The sequence below is a fragment of the Vibrio sp. D404a genome (assembly GCF_030248535.1).
In the GTDB taxonomy this organism is placed as follows: Bacteria; Pseudomonadota; Gammaproteobacteria; order Enterobacterales; family Vibrionaceae; genus Vibrio.
Genome location: NZ_JAHGAJ010000008.1, coordinates 25,537 through 50,097 on the forward strand (window position 1 = coordinate 25,537; position 24,561 = coordinate 50,097).

A 24,561-nucleotide genomic window follows, 5' to 3' on the forward strand; every position below is an offset into this window, starting at 1 on the left:
TTCAATTACTTAGCGTTGACTGCTCGTACAAAGGCCTCTTGAGCCCCTTCAACGTTCAGTGCTTTAGCTTCATCTAGTAGGCTGAGTGCTTTTGGCACGTCGCCAGATTTCACTGCGTTTTGAATGGCAGAGATGTAGAAATCTTGAGTCTCTTGTTGCACACGGATTTTCGTGGCCGGCTTCTTCGCTTCAGCAACAGCTGGTGCTGCGGCTACCGCTGCTGGTGCAACAACAGGTTGGGCACGGTAAGGGCGAAGTTTGAGCGTCTCAATTTCTAACTCCAAGCGACCACCAAGCTGGTTTGTATAAACAGGGTCAGTCACCATAGGCATCACTTCACCAAACTCTTTGGCGCGCACTTTCGCTGGGTGATCAACCTGAATAGCTTTACCTAATTGATCTGCTGGAGTGTAAATAACCATAAATGGGGTCTTGCTAGCATCAATGCGGAGGCGCTCTACGTAGCTCGTACGGGTAAAAGCATCTGATGCTTGGATTTTGAAATCTTCAAACTTCAGTGTTTTCACTGGCTGAAAGTTCTCATCCAGCAGAATCGCTTCTGGTGCAAACACCGAGTCATCAATCATCAGGCTAGAAAGCGTCACTAGCATCTCTGCAGAGCGATCGCTAAATTTAAAGGCCGCAAAGTGGCTGTTGCCTGTTGTAAAGGTACCGACAGGCGAGCCTAAGTCGATATCAAATTTTAAATCTTCATTGTCGTTAAGTTGGGCGTATGGAAATTGCGAAAAATCGCTACAGCATACTTCTGCATTGGTTGGGGGCGTTAATTGTGTTTGTACTTGAGCATCTGAAGCACAACCGCTTAGTAAGGCACCTAGTAAAACGGCTAACATGGAGCTTTTATTTGTCATTGTAATCTCTCTCACTATTGGTTGTTAGTAGGGGGAAACGGAAAAAGGCAGCCAACTGGCTGCCCTTTACTATAAATGGTTTAGAACCAGATTTCAGTGTGAACACCGAATACAAATTGGTCTTTACCATTCTCAATGCCGATGTTTGAAGCACTGTCTTCATCGTCAGCTTTAATGTAGCTGATGTATGGCTTCACTTGTGGACGACCGAAGTAATCAGAGTTAGCTGTAAACGCTGTTGCGATTTCAAGGTTAATGACTTTAGACTCATCAACGCCTGCTGGTTTATTCCATGCTGCTGGGTCACCAAGTTCTTCGAAGCCGTAAGAAGCTGTTGCTTCAAGGCGAATGTTATCGTTTAGTTTGTATGATGGGCGAGCAGCAACAATCCAACGAGTAAGATCTTCTTGGCCAAATAGAGTGTCTAGGCTTGTGAAGTAAGTTGCTTCTGTACCTAGCTGTACTCGCTCAGAAACGTTAAGTACACCGTAAGAAGTTAGGAACAATGATTCAGCATCATCGCCACCACCTGACCAGCCACCGAAGTTTACACCACGGTTTTGCATTACGCCTTTACCGTAAGCAATTGCGTTTTGTGTCCAACCATCAAGGCCGTAGTAGCTAGTGTTCAATGTTACAGAAGCGCCGAAACCATCATCGTCTTCGCCATCTAGAGTCTGTTGACCGTATTTGAAGTCAAAGTCTAGAGAACCGATACCAGCATCAACACCGTAGTAATAGAAGTCAAGTGAAGATAGAGTTGTACGTTCTGCGCCAGGGTTTGCAGAACCAGCATCAGGATCAGCTAGAACGTATGCAACACCCGCAGTGTTACCACCTAATTTAGTTTGGATACCCGCACCGATACCAGAAGATTGTTTCCAAAACTCGCCAGATAGGATACCTGCAGCACGGTTTAGGAAGCGTTGACCACCCCAGATAGACGTGTCTTCGCCAAGAATGCCACCTAACTCAACAAACGCTTCTTTTACTTCAAATTGTGCGGTCGTGTTATTTTTTTGGCTACCTGAAGAAGAGTAAGCGTAAGAGTTACCATTACCATATTCAGTACGTAGAACATAGTCCGCCCATACACCATTTTGGTACTCAGAGTGTTTCTTAACTACGAATTCAACTTGGTTAGTACTCTTACCGTGCGTACCAGCTGTCATGTAGTCAGGCTTACCAAATTCAGTATCAACTGTTTTGCCATCTGCAACGCGAACGTTAGAAGACATGTAGCCGTGGATTTCCCAACCATCAGAAATAACGTCAGTTGGGTTAGCTACCTCAACTTCCATTGCCTCATCACCACTTGTTACATCAAGAGCTACTTCTTCTGCGTATACTGAGCCAGCCATTAACGCAGTGGTCACTGCTGCAGCAATCAAACTTACTTTTTTCATTCTTAACTCCATTAAGGACGATTTATTTTTAGGTTTTATATTTTTGCTCTCTTGCGACAGCCAAAGGCAGTAATGGCGGACGTAAGATAGAGAGGTTTAGGGTTTCCCCTGATTCGTTTCAACGGGGTCAATATTAAGGGGGGCGCACAAGTTTGACTTCCTCCACCCCCAACTAAATTAAGGGGGATGAGAAGGGAGTAGAAAATTTACAGAACGGTGTTTAGAAGAGTTAGATCACTTAATCTAGGAGGAGTAGACCGTACACAGATCTAATTATTCATATCAAATGAGATCCAGTTCAAATATATTGTTTGAACTTAATCGATGAATTATTTTTTTAACAATAAATTCTTTGTGAAGTTGCTTGACCTTAATGTGACAAAGCTTTTTACTAATAGTTCACCAAAGCTGTTTAACGAATAAGAAATAAGCAATGACTAAAACGCTCGGACGCCCACATCCACTCGGTGCAACGCTAGATGACACTGGCTGTAACTTCTCTATTTATTCTCCAGACTGCCCAAACCTATCGCTCGCCCTCTTTGACGAGAATGATGAATTTGTCACTTATAAATTAGAAAACGAATACGCTGGCATTAAGTACGCTTACATAGAGGGTGTTCGCGCTGGTCAAAAGTACGGCTTCATAGCTGAAACAGACGACGGCTCTCTGCTTCTTTCTGACCCTTATGGCAAGGCACTGAGTGAACCTCTGCACTACCAAACACCTTACACTCCAGAAAAGAGTTTCGGGATGGCGAAGTGTGTAGTGACAGACGACAGTTTTGATTGGCAAGGCATCGAAGGACCTAGAATTTCTCGAGAAGAGACCGTGCTATTCGAAACGCATGTAAAGGGCCTAACCAACTTACATCCTGAAGTAGAGAAAAACGGCCAAGGGCGTTATATGGGGTTAGTCAGCCCAGAGATGCTCGCCTTCTACAAACAACAGAATATCAACTCGCTGCAACTGCTTCCGGTCGCGGCGTGTATGCATGAACCGCATCTTTTGGATATGGGCAAAGTAAACTACTGGGGCTACAACCCTTACCTGTTTATGGCTCCAGATCCTCGCTATGCAGAAAAAGATGCAGTCACCGAACTCAAAACCGCTATTCGTGAGCTTCACCGTAACGGCATTGAAGTGATCCTTGATGTGGTTTACAACCATACTGCGGAAGGTGGTGAAGGTGGCTGTACCTTTAACCTTAAAGCACTGGATCACCGCCACTACATCAAACACGGTTGCCACTACGCCAACTTTACTGGCTGTGGAAACACGGTTGACCTTACCTATCAAGCATCACTCAACTTAGTAATGGATACGCTAAGATACTGGGTGAGCGAATTTAAAGTTGATGGCTTCCGCTTTGACTTGGCAGCTACCTTAGGTCGCCAAGGTGATCAATACAGCCCAGACGCTGCGTTTTTCAAGGCTGTGGCTCAAGATCCTGTCTTAAAAGAGACCAAACTCATCGCTGAACCGTGGGACATTGGCCCGAACGGCTATCAAGTAGGTAACTTCCCACTGGGCTGGAACGAGTGTAACGACAAACTCCGCGATATCACTCGTAGCTTCTGGCGGGGTGATCAAGGCTACCTAAAAGAGTTTGCGACACGCTTGATGGGCTCACGCGATATATACAGTGCTGCTCACTGGCCTTACAAACTCACCGTCAACTACATCACTTATCATGACGGCTTCACCATGCAAGATCTTGTCTCATACAAGCACAAACATAATGAAGAGAATGGTGAAAATAACCGTGATGGTCATGGTGACAACCGCTCAGATAACTACGGTGTTGAGGGTGAGACTGAAAACGTTCTGGTGATCGAGACGCGTGAAAAGCAAAAACGTAACTTCATGGCAAGCTTGCTGTTCGCATTTGGTATTCCTCATATTCTGACCGCTGACGTGCTTTCTCATACGCAAAACGGTAACAACAACGCCTATTGCCAAGACAGTGAGACCAGCTGGTTAAATTGGGCACCTAACGAGCGCAAAGATGACTTTAAGCTGTGGCTCTCTGAAATGATTGCAGCTCGTCACGAGTATATGGTGCCGTTCATCAAAGCATTCAGTGGTGAGCAACGTAACTCGAACCGAATCTTTTGGAGCCGTGTCGATGGCACTCTAATGGAGCACGATGACTGGAATCGCCTTAGCTCTGTCGCACTACACTTAGGTATTGGTGAAGACGGCAATGAAATGATCTACCTGATCAACCAGACTAACGCTCCGGCTCGCTTTAAGCTGCCAAACGACAGAGGCCAAAACTGGGTAACGATTTGCGATACCAATTCTCGCAATGTGAAGCCAGGGTCGGCGGAAGGAGAAATGTTGCTTTCTCCAACTTCAATGGCGATTTTGCACTACTCTGCCGCTGCTCAAGAAGACGCCAGCGAAAAGTAGAAAGACGCTCAATATTAGAACGATTTTCATAAAAGTCAGCTATGTTTATAGCTGACTTTTTTATTAGGTGAATATCACAAATCTGTTTTATTTATATGGAATCATTTGCATTGATGTGATTACGAAAACTGTTTAGTATGCTGCCACTATAAAAAATGAATCTATAACGTCTTTGGATATCATGGCTTTACCTAAAACATTAATTCGTCTATTCAAACCTTATCTCGTCATACTCACAGGAGGGATGATCTATTTAGCCGCAGCACAATTAGAGCGGATGGAGAACTCAGCGAGGGAACAATCTGCTTCAAATATCCGGATAGCTAACTCTATTATCGACTCCAACATCGAAGCCACCTTAGGAAAACTCTACCTCCTTGAAACCAGCTTAGAACAGGGGCAAACAGCTTCAAAAAATGCCTTCTTAACGCTGAGTGAAAACATCCTCAAGCGTACCCCCAACTTCTCCGATATCGTTTTGTACCACTCAGGCACTCAGCAATATTTTTCAAGTCGTGGCTTATCCCTTCCTTCAACTACGCTCAATGACCTCAAGTGGCATCGGATAGAGAGCCTAGTAGAAGACTTTTTTATCTCTTCCGTGTATCAAAAAACCGATGGTCGCTGGGTATTCGCAATTAAGCACACCATTTCAGAGCGCCTGAAAGAAATATGGATTGAGTTTGATCTGTTACACACCACACAGGGTTTACGTGATCTCAAAACACTCGATAACGGTTATGTGTTTGTGGTTGATCGCTCAACCGAAAGGCTTATTTTCCATCCAGACCCAGTACGTGTCGGTAGCAAGTCTATTAGCTATCATGCGGGAATCAGCCACCAGATCTCTCAAGGCGAAACCGCCGGACAGCACGAATACTACTATCAAGATCACTTCAAAGTGTCTGTGTTTAATGCCAACAACAATCTCAATTGGGTATTTATTGCGGGAACGGATCGTCAAGATATTCTCACCAGTTCTCATCAGTTCACGCTGACAGCGGTGGTGTTGGCTTCGCTATTGCTACTATGGATTGTGGCTAACTATCTGATTCACAGACTTAACCGTGCGCTAGGCTTGCTCAATCAAGTTGACGATCTCGCGAGCTTCAAGCGTCAGCTAAAATCCGTGCTTAACGATTTCTGCTACAACAATGGCATTCAATTCTGTTTGTACAACCCAAACAGCCATGCCTTTAGTACCTTGGACTACCACGGTAACAAGAGCGTTGTGCACACCAACAAAGCCTTGGCTCAGAGCTTATTGCCTGACAGTTTGGTCTATCGAAATGGCCGCTACGCTGATTCACTGGCGCGTAATCTAAAAATCAACCAGCGTCATTACTGTATCCCATTGCACTCTCGTAAACAGTTATTAGCAGTACTCTATATCAACAGTGCGTTTCCGATCAGTCGCTCGATCCTTCGTATGATAAGAAGTGCGACAGAAACTTCTCTCGCCAACCTGTTGTTGCATCATCAATTGAGCTGCAAAGATCTGATGACCCAGCTTGATAATAAAAACAACTTCAATGCAGCGTTGTCTTCACACACCAATGCACCGGATACCTTTGTCGCTCTGCTCGACATTGACCATTTCGAGCACCTCAATAACGCTTACGGAGAAGCCATCGGTGATCGCCTCATTAAGAGCACCGCTGAAGCGATTCGGGCGCACTTTCCTAAGCCAAAAAGCCTTAGCCTAGCGCGCATTGGCGGCAAAGAGTTTGCGATTCTATTCAAGGCCAACAATGAGCGTGATGCAAAGGCCCAGCTTGAGCAATGTCGTATCAGTATCGCTTCGACGGCCATCAAAACGCCAGACATTAACCTGTCTGCAAGTGCCAGTATTGGGTTTGCGATGCTGGAAGGTGAATCAGAGTCGGCTCTGGCTCTTGCTGAACAAGCGAAAGTGATTGCCCAGCAGCTAGGTCGAAATCGAGTTGAGGGCTACTCAAAGCGGCAATCGCCTGCTGAGCCTACCTCAATGAGCGCCGCCTAATAATCCAATCAACGCCACAAAGCACTGAACCTTCTTCGGTGCTTTTGTTTTTTCTGAAAGTGACTACAATGCTCCACGCTTCCCCTTCAAACACACCACTGAAAAGACAGACACAGCCAATGATAAAGCTTAGCCATCGACTTCAATCCATCAGTAACCTCATTTCCAAGCCTTATGATCACATTTGGGATTGCTGCTGTGACCACGGTCATCTGGGGATGCAGCTTTTAGTGGAACAAAAGGCACCCAATATCCATTTTGTCGATATCGTGCCTAACTTAATGGCGAAACTGGAAATAACGCTCGAGCAGTATTTTTCCGATAGTCAGCCTTCCATTTCAAAAAGTGATTCAGATACTCAATGGCATGTGCACTGCATGGACGTTGGTCAACTGCCGTTAAGCGAGCAAAGCGGACAACATTTAGTGGTGATTGCGGGTGTCGGAGGAGAGCTTACACAAACACTGATTGAGACGATCATTTCAAATCACACGGATTTGGCGTTTGATTTCTTGCTGTGTCCGGTGCATCAATTGTTTGAGTTGCGTGAATACCTAGGGAAAGGTAATTTCTCGATGATTGACGAAAAGCTCATCGAAGAGAATCGTCGTTTCTATGAAATTTTGCATGTCTCTTATCAGCCAGAAACCAGCAAGAATGTAAGTACTCACTTATCTGAATACAAAGTATCACCCGTTGGTAACAAGATATGGTTAGGTGCTACAGAGCAAGATAAGCACGTTATAGAACAATACAAACAACGCACTCTACAACACTATCAACGCATCTCTTTCGGCTTAGAAAAACAGGGGAAGCCTAACTCTGTCGCGCACATTATTGAGCATTACCAAGCCGTTTAAGTCGCTAGATTTACATATCGAAGACAAAGAAAAAGCCGACTGGAATCAATCGGCTTTCTCGTATCTGGTTATCAATGATATCGGCTATTGTTTACTGGTATACACACCATCTAGGTACTGATCTTTCTCTTGCCATGTGCCATTTAGCCAACTGTGGAAGCGGCGCTTAAAGGCTTTGTCTTCAAAGTAATTACCGTCTAAATTTTCATCCATTGGATGCACTTTAATACGCACCACAATCTTAGTCATCTTGCCTTTAAGCATATCTTCAAATGGCGATTCTTGGTTTTCAGGGTATGCCAATGTTACATCCACTACGCCATTAAGCATGTGTCCCATGTTCGACAGTGCGAACGCTACCCCGCCTGTTTTAGGTTTAAGCAAGTGCTGATAAGGCGTTTTCACTGACGTCAGTTTGTCTGCATTCACACGGGTGCCTTCGACAAAATTCACCACGGTTGTTGGAGTGTTTTGAAACTTCTGGCAAGACTTCTGAATCGCATTAAAGTCATCATTGCGACGCTCTGGGTTTTTAAGCAGAAACTCGCGCGAGTGTCTTCTCATGAAAGGCATATCGAGCCCCCAACAAGCCAAACCAACAAACGGTACGTAGAGCAAGTCGTGCTTCAAAAAGAACTTCGGCATTGGCATTTTGTCTTTCATCACAGAAGCCAAAACCACGATATCTGCCCAGCTGCGATGGTTAGACATCATCAGGTACCATTGATCTTTAGATAGCTCCTCGCCCCCTTCAATTTGCCAATCAATGCGATTCATTGACGACAAAATGCCAAGGTTAACCGTTGCCCACATCCAGAAAACCGCATCCGCTGCACGATTAGAAAATACCGTCACTTTTGAGAGAGGTAACAGCAGCTTGATGAGGGCGAATAATGAGATCAGAACCGTGACAATGGCGGTGTTGATAGTCACCAATGTAACACTGATGACTAGACGGAGGTTATCTAACATATTAGTAAACAGTAACTTAACGAAATTCGGTATAAAACAGGAGCAGATATTATACCTTTTTCATCCCCTCTCTATCTACACATTGAAATATTAATGACACATTTGAGCAGGTGGTCATAGCAGTCACTTCTTGGCAAATTTGTCACGCCACTGAGTCGGAGCTAAGTTGAATGTCGATTTAAAATGCTTACGAAATACACTTTCCGAACCAAACCCCGCCTGCTCTGCCACTTGATGAATTGGGTGGCTAGTCGATTCCAATAACCTCTGGCTGAGCTTAAGTCGCTGTTGAAGCAACCATTCACCAAATGAACACCCATAAGCCGATTTAAATTGACGTGTGAAGGTACGGCGACTCATAGCACACAAGGAGGCAACCTCATCTAATTGATAAGATTGAGTCAGGTTCTGTTCGATATCTTGAATCACGCCCTCAAAGCTAATCGCCTGAGTTGGCTTAGTTTGTATCGGCGTTGGAATGTATTGCTGTTGACCGCCAGAGCGATAAGGTGCGGTCACCATAATACGAGCTAGTTGGGTTGCGACTTCTGTCCCGCAGATTTTTCTTACAATGTGTAAACAACAGTCTAATGCGGCGGCAGTGCCAGCCGAGGTAATCGTGGTTTCATTGTCGATAAACAGAGGCTGTTCATCGAACTCGACCAGAGGGAATCGCTCTTTGAATTGGTGGCTAAAAGCCCAGTGTGTGGTCGCCCTCTTACCATCCAATAAACCTGCTTCAGCCAACACAAATGCCCCCAAGCAGAGCCCAACAATGGTTTTGCCTTGTGAGTGACACAATTGCAATTCACTCAATAAAGCATCTGGGACCTGTGGTAACGAGTTAGGCCAACTCGGAACCACAATAATATCGCAATCGCGGGCGCGTTCAATTCCATCTTCTATACTGATCCCAAAGCCTGACCCCGAAGAAAACTCAGTCCCAGAGACGCTGCACAAAGTCACTGAAAACTTGGGTTGCTGTTCAATGAATACATCTTGAAAAACCAAACAGGGCACCGACAAATGGAATGCGCTGATCCCTTCAAAAGCGATCACGGCGACCTTTATTGGAGCTGTAGCGGACGAAAGCATAAAAGTGACCTCAATAAAACAATGGCCCAATTTGAGCGATAGATTACCTTAAACACAGTATGACACTTTTTCACTCTGCACCATAATTGTTGAAGACTAATTCATCGGAGCAAACATCATGAAAATTCATCACCTTCGCAGTGCCACTTTTATCATTGAATCTGGCCAATACCGTATTCTGATTGATCCGATGTTAGGTGAAAAAGGTTCACTGCCTCCATTTTCTGTCTTGCGTTTTAAAGCCGCCAAGAACCCAACTGTAGACTTGCCCGCCAATGCAGGGCCACTGCTTAATACAGTCACTCACGCTTTAATCACTCACAGTCAAACCTTTGGTTTCAAGCCCCTACAACATGGTGACCACCTAGACACGGCAGGTGAAGCTTTCTTGATTGATAACGGCATTACAGTCGCAACACCAAGCAAAGATAAAGCTTACCTAGAGAAATACGGGATCACTGTGAGTCATGGTTTAGACAGTTGGGTAGAAACGGATTATCTCGAAGGCAAGATTACCGCTGTGCCAGCGCAACACGGTCATGGCTGGATTCATAAAGTGATGGCGAATGGCTGTGGGTTCTATTTAGAGCTCCCGAACGAACCATCAATTTACATTAGTGGTGATACGGTACTGACTGACGACGTAAAACGAGCTTTAAGCGAACTCAAGCCAGACATTACTATAGTAGCAACCGGACAAGCTCAAATGGATGTGGGGCAGCCTCTGTTGATGCCAACCGATGAGGTGATGGAGTTTATCCGCCTTTCTCCAGGTAAAGTGATTGCTAATCATATGGAAGCGTTGAACCACTGCCCTATCGAACGTTCAACATTAAAGCAGACACTTGAACATCATCAGTTAGCTGACAAAGTGTTGATTCCTGAAGATGGTGAAACACTAGAGTTTTAAATACGAGGTATTGACTCAAGATATCAAAGTTTCTGGTCTCCAAAAAGAACAAACCCCGCGTAATGCGGGGCTTGCTCTAGGCAGTGTCTGTTTTTTAGAAGCTGTAAGCAACAGAAGCTTTGAAGTTACGACCTGCCTCGTAGCTGGTGTACTTCTCTGAACCCCAAGAGATACCAAAGCCTGTGTGCTCTGCGTACTTCTTATCAAATAGGTTATCGACAGCAAGGTTAACCGATAGGTCCTTAGCAAAATCTGGAACGTAAGCCGCCCAAATATTGTGAGTACCGAAGCCAGCACGTTCAATCTTCACGCCATCTTCATCGGTGTAGTCATTACCCGGAACAAAACGTGAATCCCAACCAAACACTAGCTCGTTAGATAGGCTGTAGTTGAAGCCCGCTTTAATGTTATGGATACCTGTTTTGTTCATGTGACTTGTTGTGCCATCTTTTAGACTAGTTTGGTCACCGTCAGAGAACGAGTGGTTCGCGTAAAGAGCAAAATCATCAATGCTGTACGTAAATACTGTCTCTACACCCCAAACTTCAACATCGTACTGGTTTGCCAGTGTTGTGTTGTTTTTGGTTGGGTGCATCTGGTTATCAAGGTCGTACTGGTAAGCCGTGAAACCTAGGATGGCATGATCAGCGGCAAGCAAATCAGATAGGTCGTAATCGAAGCCCGCTTCATAGTTGTTACCTGTCATCGCCTTAGTGTCTGCCTGATTTACATCGCTCGCGGCTTTCATGGTTAGCGTTTCAGGAAGGGCTGCACCCTTGAATAGACGACCGTAACCAACACGTAGTCTTAGGTTGTCTGTTGTTTGGTGTTCACCTTGGAATTTCGGTGAAAGTTGATCGTATTTACCCGAGAACACACCACCCAGTTCGTGCACGTCATAACGAAGACCTGTCACAAAGCGGAAGTCACTGATTTCAAAAGCGTCTTGAGCGTAGATACCGTAAGCGGTAACCGTGCCACCATCCATGTCGTAGTTCTTGGTCTCACCAGTTTTAGAACCCGATGTGTAAGTACCTAGACCAGAATCAATCCACTGCTCAGCTTTGTAACCTTCAACACCGTAGGTCAGCTCGTGATCACCGACCCAAGAGATGTTGCGAATATCACCACCAATGGTCGTGACGTTGTATTCACGATCTGGAATTGAAAGCTCACCGTCTTTGGTAAATACCCAGCTGCCTGATGAATTGTCCCAGTTGCCGTAGTCTTCAGTTAGCGCATCACGGTCCATGTACTGACGGTTGTAGTAAAGGTCAGTGGTTAGGTTTACAAGATCGCTGCCATTGTCGTAGTGGTGGTTTAGCGTCACTGTGTCGCGGCTGATTGCATGATAATTATGCTCATCATCTGCGTATAGTGCGCCGGCTTTTTCGCCTGACAATTGGCGTACGCCACCATCTTCATAGGTGTTGAACGTCAATTTAAACTCGTTAGCATCGTTCGGGATAAATACGATTTTTGCTAAGCCAGATTTTAGCTCGCCCTGCTTAGACGTTACATCGTCTTCACCCGGGATATGTAGGTCACCGTCTTCAGAGTAGTTAGCGATACCCATGAACTGTAGTTTGTCGTTTAGCTTTGCATAAACGGCTACGTTTGTAGTGAAACGCTCGTAAGCTGTCTGGTAGCCCGTTTTCACACGAGCGCCAATGGTTTCGTCACCACGCAGTAAGTCACTTGGATCTTTTGTCTCGTAGCTGAAAGAGCCGTTAATCGCGCCTGCACCAGAAAGCACAGAGTTACCACCTAGAGTGATCTCAGCAGACTTTAGCATCGCAGGGTCAAAAGTTTGGTCACCAGAGTGGTGGAACAGTTGGCCTTCCTGACGTGCACCGTCAATGGTCACAACAGAGAATTTATCTTCCATACCACGGATGAAGACTTTACGAGAGTAACGAGCGTTACCATCGACCGTCACACTTGGCATAGTGTTCAGAACATCTTTAATGTCTGACGCTTGTTTCTGTTCCAGAGTATCTGAGTTGATCTCAGTTTGAACGTGTTGGTCTAGGGCTGAACCTACTACGACCACAGTTTCGTCGGCAGCTTGAGTAGCAAAAGAGGCTAATGCAACAGTAATCGCTGCAGAAAGTGACTTCAGTTTCATAATAGTACTTATATTTTATAAACAACAACAAGAGCGGTGCATAATACACGATGCAAATGATAATTCATCTCATTTACATTCTTTACTTTTCTATGCTTTGTTTTTATAAAATCACAATGTAATATTCATAAAAGTTCACTGAACTCTTGTTTTTTGAACTGAATATTTCAAAAAATCCTAGTAATAGGTAACCGCCAGTTCACTTCTGGCGGTTTTTAAATCAAAACATATCTCCCACCGACCATCTTCATTGAATATCTTTCAAAGACTTATTCACTATAAGCATCACAGATACAGCTCGTAAAGAGACTCAAAAAGCGCGCGCTATTGAGTTTTCACGCAGATCCATTCTCCAGATACTTAGCCAACCAATTCAGGTTAAAAAGAACTTATTGAGTTATAAAGACACACTTTAAACCAAGTCAATTTGACATCAAAAGCGTTGTGATTGTTTATCAAGCCTTATTTGATAACGATTCTCATTATTGGCATATAACCTGCTACCCTCAGTATGAGAATCTTTGATTATGCTTATTAAGACCCTCAATAAAGAGGACCTTATAGGAGAGCAGAACTATGACAGAACTTCCACATGGCTTAGTCGCAGGGAAAGTCGTGAACCGAGTTGATTGGAACCATCAACTTTTTTCCTTAGAGATTAAAGCCGCTATATCGCCCTATTTAGCAGGCCAGTTTACCAAGTTGGGTCTCGAAAATGCGCAAGGAGAGCTAGTTAGACGGGCGTACTCGATGGTGAATGCTCCGTCCCATGAAAAAGGCTATCAACACCTAGAGTTTCTGATTGTGAAAGACAGCGATGGACAACTGTCACCAATGCTTCACCAGTTAAACAGTGGAGACGAGGTTTTTGTAGGACGAGATCCAAGTGGATTCATGACGATCGAAGAGATCCCTGCATACGCTCAAGATCTGTGGATGCTCGCCACCGGCACTGCAGTCGGCCCGTTCATCTCACTGTTAGAACAGCTTCAAGATCACAACCAGATACGATCATTTGACCGCCTTATTCTGGTTCATGCGGTTAGAACCGAGCAGGATCTGACCTATCAAACGCGAATCGAACAGTTCATCCAACACTTCCAAGGAAAACTTCACTATGTGCCAATTATTTCAAGAGAATCCGTTGCCGGAACTTTGCGCGGACGAATCCCAAGTTTGTTACTTGGAGGCGACCTTGAGCAAGCCACGTCTATCGCTATCAATAAAGACCGTAGCTTCTTCTACCTGTGCGGTAATCCAGAAATGGTTCGCGATACTAGCTCAGCACTAAACCAACTTGGATTAGAGAAACACTTGCGCCGCAAACCGGGGCAATTTAGCAGCGAAAATTACTGGTAACACAGATATTTACTTATTGATTGAAAACTAAAGGATCACACTATGGCTCATTTACGTATTCCTAAACATTGGACAATTCAACGCTCAACGCCGTTTTTTACTAAGGACAATATCCCAGCGGCTCTGCTTAACCACCACAATACTGCTGAAGGTGTGTTTGGGCAGATCTGTGTGATGGAAGGGACGGTCACTTTTTATGGTTTCGCGGATGCCGATGCAACTGAACCGGAACAAGTCGTGGTTATTGAAGCGGGTCAGTTTGCTACGAGTCCTCCTCAATATTGGCACCGTGTTGAGCTCAGTGACGATGCTCAATTCAATATTAATTTTTGGTCAGAGAAAGAGACGAAGAAGATGTTCAACACCCGTAAGTAGCGTCATTGAACTCGTAATTTACGGAACGAAGGGCTGACGTGCAAAACAAATAACCATAACAAAAACAATGACTAGTCGTGATAGACAACACATCTAAAGTGACGCACACTGCAAGAATTGACCATTTTGATACTTATTATTGATGTTTAAGGTAAGAGGGGAAGCTATGCTCAACATTGCTTTTTTTAGCTCAAAATCATACGACGAGAAGTCATTTACTCTAGCGAAAGGCGAGCTCAACGCCGAGTTCCATTTTCACGACTTCCGTTTAACCACCACTACAGCAAAAATGGCACATGAGTGCGAAGTTGTTTGCGCGTTCGTCAACGATGACTTGTCTCGTGACGTGTTAGAGGTGCTGGCGCAAGGCGGTACCAAACTGATCGCAATGCGCTGCGCTGGCTTTGATAAAGTCGACCTAGACGCAGCCAAAGAACTGGGCCTTCAGGTTGTTCGTGTTCCTGCTTACTCACCAGAGTCAGTGGCAGAGCACACGGTCGGAATGATGATGTGTTTGAACCGAAAACTGCACAAAGCCTATCAACGTACACGCGACGCGAACTTTTCATTGGAAGGTCTGGTTGGGTTTAACTTCCATGGCAAAACTGTAGGCGTGATCGGCTCTGGTAAGATCGGCCTAGCGACGATGCGTATCCTTAACGGCTTAGGAATGAATATCCTTTGTTACGACCCATATCCAAACCCACTCGCCGAAGAACTGGGTGCTAAATATGTGGAATTGGACGAGCTGTACCAAAACTCGGATGTGATTTCTCTGCACTGCCCTATGAGCAAAGAGAACTACCACCTGCTTGATGCCAAAGCCTTTAGCAAGATGAAAGACGGCGTGATGATCGTCAACACCAGTCGTGGTGAGCTTCTAGATTCTACGGCTGCGATTGAAGCCCTAAAACAGAGCAAGATTGGCGCATTAGGCCTTGATGTCTACGACAATGAGAAAGAGCTGTTCTTCCAAGACAAGTCAAACGACGTGATTGTTGATGACGTTTTCCGTCGCTTATCGGCTTGTCACAATGTACTGTTTACAGGCCATCAGGCTTTCTTGACCAAAGATGCCCTGTCAAACATTGCCAACACTACATTAGGTAGTGTCGCGGCTTACTTCAACAATCAAAAAAGTGGCAACGAGCTTATCTAGCGATAACTCTAAAATCGCTAAAACTAAGGCTGCTAAATTAAAGCCGCTAAAATAAAAAGCACGAGTCTTAGGTCAAGACTCGTGCTCTCTATAACGCTTAAGCTGTAGCGCCAACTAGATACAGAAGTGACAGTTTTCAGTATCTAACCCATGAATACCGTTGCGAATGGCTAGGTGTTCGTTACCCGCATCAATCCCCATTTGATAGCCTTCACTCAACAATGATTGATCCATGGTCAGCCTTTTCACTCGGAAGTTTTCTGGTGGTGCAATCACTTTCACTTTGGCATCTTTGGGTGGATTACGGATAAACTCCAATGACTGATTGTAGTTTTCCGCACGTACCGCCATCGATTCTGCGATGTTTGGGTATTTCGATAGCAGCTTCTTGATCATCCATTGATATTTCTGCGGTTTCATCTGATAGCTCAAAGGGTGCGACAAAATCACAGTGATGTCTCGTGCTCCTCGTCGATAAGCCTCTCGAACAGGAATCGAATCAGCCACACCGCCATCGGTATAGCACCCCCCCGAAAAGCACGGTGTTTCGCGGTAAGCTATCGGCAATGCAGTCGTCGCTTCAACCACATTCGACAGGTTCGTTGGATTGATTTGGTAGTAATCGGCACTGCCAGTTTCAACATTGGTGACCGCAGCATAAAAAGGAATACCACCAAACAGTCGGCTGCAATCTAATGGATAGCGAAGATTAGATTCTTCCCAAAGCCATTTCACATCCACAAGATTACCGCCTTTGGCAAAACGAGTAGGATTGAAGAACGTTTTGTCAGTCGCCATGGTCGTGATCACGTCGAGGCTGCGACGAGGCGCGTGAGACAAATAGCCTATCAAGTTAGAGACACCAGCAGACACACCAATTGCGAAATCGTACGGTTTGAAATCTTCGGCCATAAAGGCATCTAATACGCCTGCCGCGAAAATACCGCGCATCGCGCCGCCTTCAACAATCAGTGCTTTCTTACTCATTTTTCTTACTCTATTTACTGCTCTAAAACTGATAGAGAGCATAGTAAGACTCGACGAGATGAATTGATAATGGGATAAATTTATAGATTCGATAGGTGAAATCTATCATTGAAGGTACCGCCGGAATAACCACCAGCGGCAATATCAAATTTAGCTAATTGAATCAGGATATTAACTTAGGATGGAGTGGCCTAATTTTAATGTCGCAGCAATGTTCCTAGCCGTGCGAGTGAGGTTAGCTTCTGCCTCTTCGAGAACTTGGCTTAGTGGCTGCGGTGAACGCACTGTCCCAAACAGTGATGCCATTGCTGAATAGAGTTCATCAACTTCGGTTCCTAATGAGCCTGCAATACCAATGGTTGGTATCCCCTGCTTTTGAGCACGAAACGCAATCCCATATGGGGTTTTACCTTGCAGGGTTTGGTTATCCATCTGCCCTTCTCCGGTAATCACAAGGGAAGCCCCTTTAAGCGCTTCATCCGCATTGAGCGTATCCAATACCATCTCGATACCCGGCTTCAATTGCATTGAAAACAAAAGGCTAAGTCCCATCGGCGTACCACCAGCAGCGCCATAACCTGAACGCTCTAAGGTATCACTTAGGCTCAATGTCGGGTGCTGTTGCATGGCAATTTGCGCGAAGTGATGGAGCGCGGAATCCAACCTCATAACCTGCTCTGGTGATGCGCCTTTTTGTGGACCAAAAATATGACTCGCACCGCTCTCACCACACAGTGGGTTTGCCACATCACAAGCAACTGTCAGATCAATATCGTTCAAGCGATCATCGAGATCTGAAAGGTCAATCGCTGCTAACTCAGACAGCGCCAACCCACCCAGCGTGATCTGCTTACCTTCATCATCCAGTAGCTTGCCCCCTAACGCTTGAACAATACCTGCGCCACCGTCATTGGTCGCACTACCGCCTAGACCAAGAATGATCACCTCTGCACCCTGCTCAATCGCTTCAAGCATCAACTGCCCCGTACCAAATGAGCTCGCAATCATCGGGTTGCGCTGCTCAGGCGTAATCAAATCCAAACCAGACGCGGCTGCAATTTCAATCAGAGCGGTACGTTTAGGGTTAGTATTCGAAGGCTCTAGCATCGCCCATTCGGCCATGACTTTATCACCAAGTGGCCCCATCACTTCGGTTTGATACTTGTTACCAGACAAGCCTTGCAGCAAAACATCAACCGTGCCCTCACCGCCATCAGCCAGAGGAAGCGTCACGTATTCCGCATCAGGAAATATCTCGCGGAATCCTTTTTCAATACACGCCGCAACCGAAACGGCCGCCAATGATTCTTTAAATGAGTCTGGTGCGATAACTATTTTCATAATTCGAAGATCCAATAAGCCCCTATGAGAGATCAGCTAGCCAATCACGCGATAGGGGCAGTATAAACAGAGATTTAATGTTAGTTAGCGATTGCCGCTTTTACTTGTGACTTCTCTTTCGATTTTAGCCAAACCATGATTGCGCCTAACACCGCAATTGGAACTAGTGGGTCAATGATAGTGCCGCCTTTACCAAACACTAGGTTAAGAACCATGATGATAGACGCACCGATTGCCCAAGCGATGGTTGACGATACCGACCAGATCTTAATTTGATCCGTTAACTCTGTAATACCCAAAGTACGGTTGATGATATGGAAGTAAGAGTCGTTTAAGTGTGAGAAACCAACCGGGCCTACCGCACAAGCAAGCGCTACGAATACAGGGTCTAAGCCTAACGTTTCAACCAATGGCAGTGTCATCGTTGCCGCTACCATCATTGATGCCGTTGCTGAACCTTGGATTAGACGAAGCATAGAGGCAATCGCTAGTGGTACTAATAGTGGCGGAATACCGCTGCTTGCAATAGCGTCTGCTACCTGTGGACCTGCGCCTGACGCTTTCAATACCGCGCCCATCGCACCACCACAACCTGTAACAACAAGGATAAGACCGGTAGTAGACAGAGCGTCATCCATTGAGCCAACCATGTCTTTGCGCTCAATCTTCATAGTTAGGCCGTAGAGTGCCATTAGCACACCGATACCGACGGCCACCACTGGATTACCTAGCAGAGATAACACTGTGTGTACTGCAGTATCACCTGTACCTACCAGAGTATTAATAAGAATTAGCGCAATCGGGATAAGAATAGGGCCGAATGATAAGAAGTTACTTGGTAGTTCTTTGTCATCTGTTGCCTGTACTTTCTCTAGGTTTGCCCAATCTGCTTGGTTCGTAATCCAAGACTCACCATTTGGTACTCGGTAGTACTCGTTACCTACGCGGCGGATGTAGATCATCGACAATAGCATCATAGGGATAGAAACCATTAGGCCCCACAACATGTATTGACCAAGGTCGACACCTAAAATGCCAGCAACTGCAACTGGACCCGGAGTAGGCGGTACAAGCGCATGTGTAATAAGTAGACCAAGAGCTAGCGTCACACCCAGACCAACCGCAGATTTACCTGTGTCTCGTGAAATAGCGCGAACAAGAGAATGTAAAATGACATACGCAGAGTCACAGAATACTGGGATAGCAACAAGCACACCCGTAAAGCCTAGAGCAAGATCCTCACGACCTTTACCACAGAGCTTCACAAAGGTTTTTGCCATACGAACAGCCGCACCAGAACGCTCAAAACACGCGCCCATGATCACACCAAATGCAATGATCAGACCGATACCGCCAAGCACACCACCAAATCCAGCTTTGATTGCATCAATCAATTCGGTCGGCGCCATTCCAGCAAAAAGACCCATGATAATGCTTGAAATAACCATTGCGAGTGCGACTGGTATACGCGTTTTAATGATCATTCCCATCATGGCGATAATGCCAATCACAATGCCTATTAATGCTCCATCCATTTTACTTTCCTTTTGTCTCTTATTTTGTAGGGGAAGAACTGTGGGTGGTTCAATCTACCCACAGCGCTTTCTATGCAAGCGATTTATTCTTTGTTAAATCGTCGAATTATTTATTTTGCTAATCGGTTCTTGGTTGAGTTGCCTGATTAGAGGTAAGGCTTAACCCAACCTAAACCTTGTTCCGTTGTGTTGCGTGGGTTGTACTCACAGCCAATCCACCCTTGGTAACCTGACTCATCCAGCACATTGAACAGGTGAGGGTAATTGAGCTCCCCCTCTGAAGGTTCGTGTCTTTCTGGAACAGAAGCGATTTGGATATGGCCGGTATAAGGCGCGACATCGCGAATCAAAGTGCTCAGGTCGCCATCCATAATTTGTGCGTGGTACAGGTCAAGCTGCAACTTCACGTTTGGACGACCCACTTGCTTGATAAGCTCGACGGCGTCACGTTGATGTGCCACAAAGTAGTCAGGGACATCGCGATTGTTGAGAGGCTCAATCATCAGTTCAATTCCATGCTCAACAAACTTGTCTGCTGCGTAACGAATATTTGAGATGAAAGTATCGATATGCTGTTGGCGACTGTAGCGCTCATCAAGAAAGCCCGACATTGCGTGAACCTTTTTACAGCTCAATGCCTCGGCATACATCAGCGCCGTGTCGACACTCGCTTTAAACTCTTCTTCACGCCCAGGAATAGCAGCGAAGCCACGTTCGCCAGCGTCCCAATCACCCGGAGGCATGTTGAACAGCGCTTGTTCAAAACCAAACTGTTCCATCTTGCTTGCCAGCTCTTTCGCTTCAAATGGGTATGGAAATAGGTATTCCACCGCTTTGAAGCCTGCTTGGTGAGCCTTTTCAAAACGTTCTAGAAATGGAACTTCTGTGAATAACATGGTCAGGTTTGCTGCGAACTTAGCCATTACTTACCTCTCCCTTTTAGGTCTTGAACCTCTGCATCCGTTAGATAACGAATGTTGCTGTCTTTAAGAATGAACGCCAGTTTGGCTGTTTCTTCTAACTCTTCGGCGTTATCTACGGCATCTTCAAAATCAGAACCCGTAATAACAGGACCGTGATTCGCCAATAGGAAGGCGCGATAGTCCCCTGCACGTTGTGCTAACTCTTCTGCAATTTGTGGATCACCCGGACGTAGGTAAGGAATCACTGGCAGCTCACCAATGCGCATCACAAAGTAAGGTGTGAAGGCCTTTATGGCATTCGCGCGGTCAAGACCTTCAAGGCAAGAAAGTGCCGTCAGGTAGGTTGAATGCAAGTGAACAATCGCATTGCACTCAGAGTTATTACGATAAATCGCAAGGTGAAAAGCCGCCTCTTTTGATGGTTTTTTACCAGAGATATGGTTGCCATCAATATCGACAACCGATAGCTCCTCCGCGACCAGACGACCAAACGACGAGCCCGTCGGTGTCGCTAAGAAGTGACCATTAGGAAGCTTAAGAGATAAATTACCTGCACCGCCTGTTGCATAGCCACGTTCAAACATCGAACGAGCCAAAATAACCATTTGCTCACGTAGTTGCTGTTCTGTCATCACATTAGTACTCATCACAGCCTCACTTATACAAAGAACGATTGAGCTTTAGCGAAAAAGTCTTTATCGCCAAAATTGCCAGATTTGAGTGCAAGTGAAAGTTCACCTTCCACCGACTTCACCCACGGAACACCCGGAGCAATCTGAGGCCCAATATGGAAACCTTTCACCGCTAAACTCTGTGTCACAACGCCCGATGTTTCACCACCCGCAACAATGAAGTTTTTCACACCATGTTGCTGTAGTTTGATCGCCAACTGGCTAAAGAACTGCTCCACCGCATGACTAGAGGCGTGAGCGCCAAACTCTTCCTGAATTGCCTTCAACGCAGTCGCATCCGCAGTCGCGTAAACTAGTGGAGCAAACTCACTCTGAATATGTGTCATCACCCAGTCGAAGACTTGGTTTGAGTAATCTTGATCGGTTAAACACGCTTTCACATCAATCGCGAAGTGTGGGGCTTTCTCTTTGTAGACAGCAACTTGTTGATTGGTCATTACTGAACAAGAGCCTGAAAAAACAACCGTTTCCGCTTTAGCAGGATTCCCCGCCAGTTTGGCATCTGTTTGATCTTCTAGATGCTCGACCCAATTCTTTGCGATACCAGCAGCTAAACCTGAGCCACCCGTCACTAGCTTCAGAGACTTTGCCGCTTGTCCAAGTGTGACAAGGTGCTCAGCATTGAACGCGTCAACGACGGCATAACGATTCCCTTGATGCTTGAGTTCAGAAAATCGTTCAGTGACAGCTTGAGCGCCTTGCTCAATAACCTGAAAGTTAACCAAGCCTGTTGTGCCTTCTGCTTGCGCATCCATCATGCGAATAACACTAGAGTCTGTCATTGGCGTCACAGGGTGATTACGCATACCTGAGTCACTTAACAACTCTTGGAATACAAACAGATGGCCGTTGTAAACTGTGCGACCATTCACCGGCAGCGAAGGGCATACCATAGTGAAATCTTCACCTAACTCAGCAAGCAGTGCATCAGTTACTGGACCAATGTTGCCTTCTGCTGTGCTATCAAAGGTTGAACAATATTTGAAATAGAACTGCTGACATCCATTCGCTTGCAGCCACTTAAGAGCTGCAACTGAATCATTAATCGCCTCACCGACTGGACAAGAGCGAGATTTAAGACTGATCACAACCGCATCGGCGTTGATCTCAATCTCTTCTTTTGGAATTCCGTTAAGCTGAACTGTGCGCATACCGTTTTCTACCAGAAAACCTGCTATGTCCGTTGCGCCAGTAAAGTCATCTGCAATAACACCTAATAACATGATTTATTCTCCACTCTACTTTCGCTTACTTGTCTTTGCGTTCTACGCCTGGAAGCTCAATGCCATCAAAGATCTTGATAACAGCACTGTCATCTTCCTGTCCAAAACCGGCATTGCTTGCACTCACAAACATGTTCAGTGCTGTGCTTGAAAGAGGAAGTGGGAATTTCAGGTCTTTAGCTGTGTCAGATACTAAGTTGAGATCTTTCACGAAGATGTCGACCATAGACTTTGGTGAGTAGTCGCCATCAACCACATGCTTCATGCGATTCTCAAACATCCAAGAATTGCCTGCCGCATTGGTCACAACGTCGTACATTAAGTCGAGAGGAATGTCCGCGCGTGCTGCCAGAGCCATCGCTTCTGCACCGGCCGCGATATGAACACCAGCCAGCAGTTGGTGAATGATCTTCACCGTAGCGCCCAAGCCAATCGCTTCACCAATGTTATAAACCTTCGCAGCTGTTGCATTTAGCACCGGCTCAAGCACATCGAATGTGCTTTGCGAACCAGATGCCATGATGGTCATCTCACCCGCTTCCGCTTTAATTGCTCCACCAGAAACCGGAGCATCAAGCATCATTAAGTTGTGCTCTGCCAGTTTCGCTTCAATTTGTTTTGCGTCTTCTGCTGAGATAGTTGCAGACACCATAACCGGTGTATTTGGCTTTAGCGCCGCCGCAAGACCCGTTTTGAACAGTACCGTGTTAACTTGAGCTGCGTTCACGACCAGAACGAGAACTGAATCTAGCTTGTCTGCAAACTCAACCGCATTAGTAGATACCGCTTTCGCACCGAATGAACCTAGCTCTTCAAGCGCTTGAGGATTTAAATCGAAACCATAGACATCTAACCCTGCACGTACACATGACTTCGCAGCACCCATGCCCATCGAACCCAAACCAATAACACCGACAGATTGAACTTCACTCATAACAACAATGCCTTCTTGGAAAATATATAAGTAGATTTTGTTAATTCTTGTTTATGTTTGTGATTATATGTGAAGCAACCGTTCACTACTTAGTGATAAGTCACACTTTTAACAAAAGTTAACATACACCTGTCGATTTAACCCTTTATAGGCATAGAAAGTCGTTTATAGGCGTCAAATCACAATAATGCAGGCTGTTCTAGAACATAAGTTCACAGATATTCACAAGCACTGTGAAGATTGGTAGGATGTGTTAAAACAAAGATATAGAAGAAAAAACATGATTCCAGCTGAACGCCAACGCACGATTTTATCGCTGCTTTCACACCAAGAAGTAATCAGTATCTCTGAATTAACAGAACACCTCGATGTTTCACATATGACAATACGCCGAGATATCGTGAAGCTTGAATCATCAGGTAAGGTGATATCTGTATCAGGAGGGGTTCAACTGGCGCAAGCGCTTCACAGTGAGCTCTCACACGATGCAAAAGCTGAGCAACAAGCGTTAGAAAAAGTGCAAATTGGAGAGTTGGCAGCAAGTTTGATCTCACCTGAGGCAACCATTTATTTAGATGCAGGAACAACCTCATTAGAAATTGCCCATCAATTAGCCGGTCGTGACGACTTATTAATTATTACCAATGACTTTTCAATCGCAGCCTACCTAATGAATCACACTCGATGTGATATCTACCATACAGGCGGTAAAGTAGATCGTGAAAACCAATCAAGCGTTGGGGGCAAGGTTGCGGAGTTTTTAAACGGTGTGAATATTGACGTGGCTTTTATCTCCTCCTCTTCATGGAGTTTAAAGGGCCTATCCACGCCAAATGAAAATAAGGTCTTGGTCAAACAAGCGATCGTGCGAGCAGCACAGACAAACTACTTGATCTCAGACTCAACCAAGTATGGTCGAATTGCTAGCTTCCATGCACTTGATATCGAAGAGTTGAATGGCATTGTCACCGACAGTAACCTATCGACGAGTGTCGTTGAAGAGCTGCATGAAAAAGGTATTGAGGTCATCCGCTAACTGGAGCGAAACCGCTTAACAACTCGAACTGCAAACAAAGCTAAAACACCAATAATGTATGCCTTGCCGACCCACATTCCGACAGTGATCAGCTGATTCTCCTTATCGATCAGGCGTTGATACTCAACACCTGAAAGATAGGGATCGTCGAATGGTGCAATACTGGCGCCCCAGAAATACCAACAAAACCAGACGATACCTCCAACAAGCAGAAGAAGGGTTAACAAAGAGAGTTCTTTTAGCACGCCGAGCAGCATGTTCTTATTCACTGACATTCGAGTCTCCTTCACTCAAACCACCTTTCTCTGATGTGCTGAAGCGTATGTCCATCAAAAA

21 protein-coding genes are annotated in these 24,561 nt (G+C 45.4%); 8 read left to right on the forward strand and 13 right to left on the reverse strand.

The window, feature by feature from the left end; all coding sequences use genetic code 11:
* Positions 1-5: 5 nt before the first annotated feature.
* Positions 6-872 carry a MalM family protein gene (locus tag KI655_RS05540; protein WP_285402511.1) on the reverse strand — a complete coding sequence of 289 codons (867 nt, stop codon included), beginning with the start codon at positions 870-872 and terminating at the stop codon, positions 6-8.
* Between the two features lie 80 nt (positions 873-952).
* On the reverse strand, positions 953-2,278 hold the full coding sequence (locus KI655_RS05545; RefSeq protein WP_285402513.1) for a carbohydrate porin: 1,326 nt from the start codon (positions 2,276-2,278) through the stop codon (positions 953-955).
* 433 nt (positions 2,279-2,711) lie between these two features.
* On the opposite strand from KI655_RS05545, the gene glgX reads away from it, so the two are divergent.
* The 3 genes from glgX to KI655_RS05560 all read left to right on the forward strand — a co-directional run bounded on the left by glgX (position 2,712) and on the right by KI655_RS05560 (position 7,556).
* Entirely contained in the window at positions 2,712-4,694 is a 1,983-nt protein-coding gene (glgX, locus tag KI655_RS05550) for a glycogen debranching protein GlgX (RefSeq protein WP_285402515.1), read from the forward strand.
* Between the two features lie 244 nt (positions 4,695-4,938).
* Complete coding sequence (locus KI655_RS05555) at positions 4,939-6,696, forward strand: diguanylate cyclase domain-containing protein (protein ID WP_285402822.1); 1,758 nt, start codon at positions 4,939-4,941, stop codon at positions 6,694-6,696.
* Positions 6,697-6,818: 122 nt separating this feature from the next.
* A complete protein-coding gene (locus KI655_RS05560; protein WP_285402825.1) occupies positions 6,819-7,556 on the forward strand; it encodes a tRNA (adenine(22)-N(1))-methyltransferase TrmK in 738 nt (245 codons plus the stop codon).
* 84 nt (positions 7,557-7,640) lie between these two features.
* Here the strand turns inward: KI655_RS05560 and KI655_RS05565 are convergent, their stop codons facing one another.
* The gene (locus tag KI655_RS05565) at positions 7,641-8,528 is read right to left on the reverse strand and encodes an acyltransferase (protein ID WP_285402517.1); all 888 of its coding nucleotides are present in this window, start codon (positions 8,526-8,528) and stop codon (positions 7,641-7,643) included.
* 123 nt (positions 8,529-8,651) lie between these two features.
* Positions 8,652-9,623 carry a GlxA family transcriptional regulator gene (locus KI655_RS05570; protein WP_285402519.1) on the reverse strand — a complete coding sequence of 324 codons (972 nt, stop codon included), beginning with the start codon at positions 9,621-9,623 and terminating at the stop codon, positions 8,652-8,654.
* A gap of 118 nt (positions 9,624-9,741) precedes the next feature.
* Here KI655_RS05570 and KI655_RS05575 point away from each other — a divergent pair, with 118 nt between their 5' ends.
* Positions 9,742-10,533, forward strand: coding sequence for an MBL fold metallo-hydrolase (locus KI655_RS05575; RefSeq protein ID WP_285402521.1), 792 nt, complete (start codon positions 9,742-9,744; stop codon positions 10,531-10,533).
* 94 nt (positions 10,534-10,627) lie between these two features.
* On the opposite strand, the gene KI655_RS05580 is transcribed toward KI655_RS05575, so the two are convergent.
* Positions 10,628-12,661, reverse strand: coding sequence for a TonB-dependent siderophore receptor (locus tag KI655_RS05580; RefSeq protein ID WP_285402523.1), 2,034 nt, complete (start codon positions 12,659-12,661; stop codon positions 10,628-10,630).
* A 576-nt stretch (positions 12,662-13,237) separates the two neighbouring features.
* Here KI655_RS05580 and KI655_RS05585 point away from each other — a divergent pair.
* The 3 genes from KI655_RS05585 (at position 13,238) to KI655_RS05595 (ending at position 15,554) form a co-directional block, all read left to right on the forward strand.
* Entirely contained in the window at positions 13,238-14,020 is a 783-nt protein-coding gene (locus KI655_RS05585; RefSeq protein ID WP_285402525.1) for a ferredoxin--NADP reductase, read from the forward strand.
* Between the two features lie 42 nt (positions 14,021-14,062).
* Positions 14,063-14,395, forward strand: coding sequence for a DUF1971 domain-containing protein (locus KI655_RS05590; protein ID WP_285402527.1), 333 nt, complete (start codon positions 14,063-14,065; stop codon positions 14,393-14,395).
* A gap of 166 nt (positions 14,396-14,561) precedes the next feature.
* Positions 14,562-15,554, forward strand: a complete 993-nt coding sequence (locus tag KI655_RS05595) for a 2-hydroxyacid dehydrogenase (RefSeq protein WP_285402529.1) — start codon at positions 14,562-14,564, stop codon at positions 15,552-15,554.
* Between the two features lie 114 nt (positions 15,555-15,668).
* Here KI655_RS05595 and KI655_RS05600 read toward each other — a convergent pair whose 3' ends face one another.
* The 7 genes from KI655_RS05600 to ltnD all read right to left on the reverse strand — a co-directional run bounded on the left by KI655_RS05600 (position 15,669) and on the right by ltnD (position 23,189).
* Complete coding sequence (locus tag KI655_RS05600; RefSeq protein ID WP_285402531.1) at positions 15,669-16,541, reverse strand: patatin family protein; 873 nt, start codon at positions 16,539-16,541, stop codon at positions 15,669-15,671.
* A gap of 171 nt (positions 16,542-16,712) precedes the next feature.
* Positions 16,713-17,882, reverse strand: coding sequence for a glycerate kinase (locus tag KI655_RS05605; RefSeq protein WP_285402533.1), 1,170 nt, complete (start codon positions 17,880-17,882; stop codon positions 16,713-16,715).
* A gap of 80 nt (positions 17,883-17,962) precedes the next feature.
* Positions 17,963-19,417: a GntP family permease gene (locus KI655_RS05610; RefSeq protein WP_285402535.1), complete on the reverse strand. Its 1,455-nt coding sequence runs from the start codon at positions 19,415-19,417 to the stop codon at positions 17,963-17,965.
* 146 nt (positions 19,418-19,563) lie between these two features.
* Positions 19,564-20,340, reverse strand: a complete 777-nt coding sequence (gene otnI / locus KI655_RS05615) for a 2-oxo-tetronate isomerase (protein ID WP_285402538.1) — start codon at positions 20,338-20,340, stop codon at positions 19,564-19,566.
* Positions 20,340-20,987 (reverse strand): aldolase, encoded by a 648-nt coding sequence (locus KI655_RS05620; protein WP_285402540.1) that lies wholly within the window; start codon positions 20,985-20,987, stop codon positions 20,340-20,342. The genes otnI and KI655_RS05620 overlap by 1 nt, the downstream gene beginning before the upstream one ends.
* An 11-nt stretch (positions 20,988-20,998) precedes the next feature.
* Positions 20,999-22,255, reverse strand: a complete 1,257-nt coding sequence (otnK, locus tag KI655_RS05625; protein WP_285402543.1) for a 3-oxo-tetronate kinase — start codon at positions 22,253-22,255, stop codon at positions 20,999-21,001.
* Positions 22,256-22,280: 25 nt separating this feature from the next.
* Entirely contained in the window at positions 22,281-23,189 is a 909-nt protein-coding gene (gene ltnD / locus KI655_RS05630; protein ID WP_285402545.1) for an L-threonate dehydrogenase, read from the reverse strand.
* A gap of 280 nt (positions 23,190-23,469) precedes the next feature.
* On the opposite strand from ltnD, the gene KI655_RS05635 reads away from it, so the two are divergent.
* A complete protein-coding gene (locus KI655_RS05635) occupies positions 23,470-24,225 on the forward strand; it encodes a DeoR/GlpR family DNA-binding transcription regulator (protein WP_285402547.1) in 756 nt (251 codons plus the stop codon).
* Here the strand turns inward: KI655_RS05635 and KI655_RS05640 are convergent.
* Entirely contained in the window at positions 24,222-24,500 is a 279-nt protein-coding gene (locus KI655_RS05640; RefSeq protein ID WP_285402548.1) for a hypothetical protein, read from the reverse strand. The two genes, KI655_RS05635 and KI655_RS05640, sit on opposite strands and share 4 nt — an antisense overlap.
* Positions 24,501-24,561 lie beyond the last annotated feature (61 nt).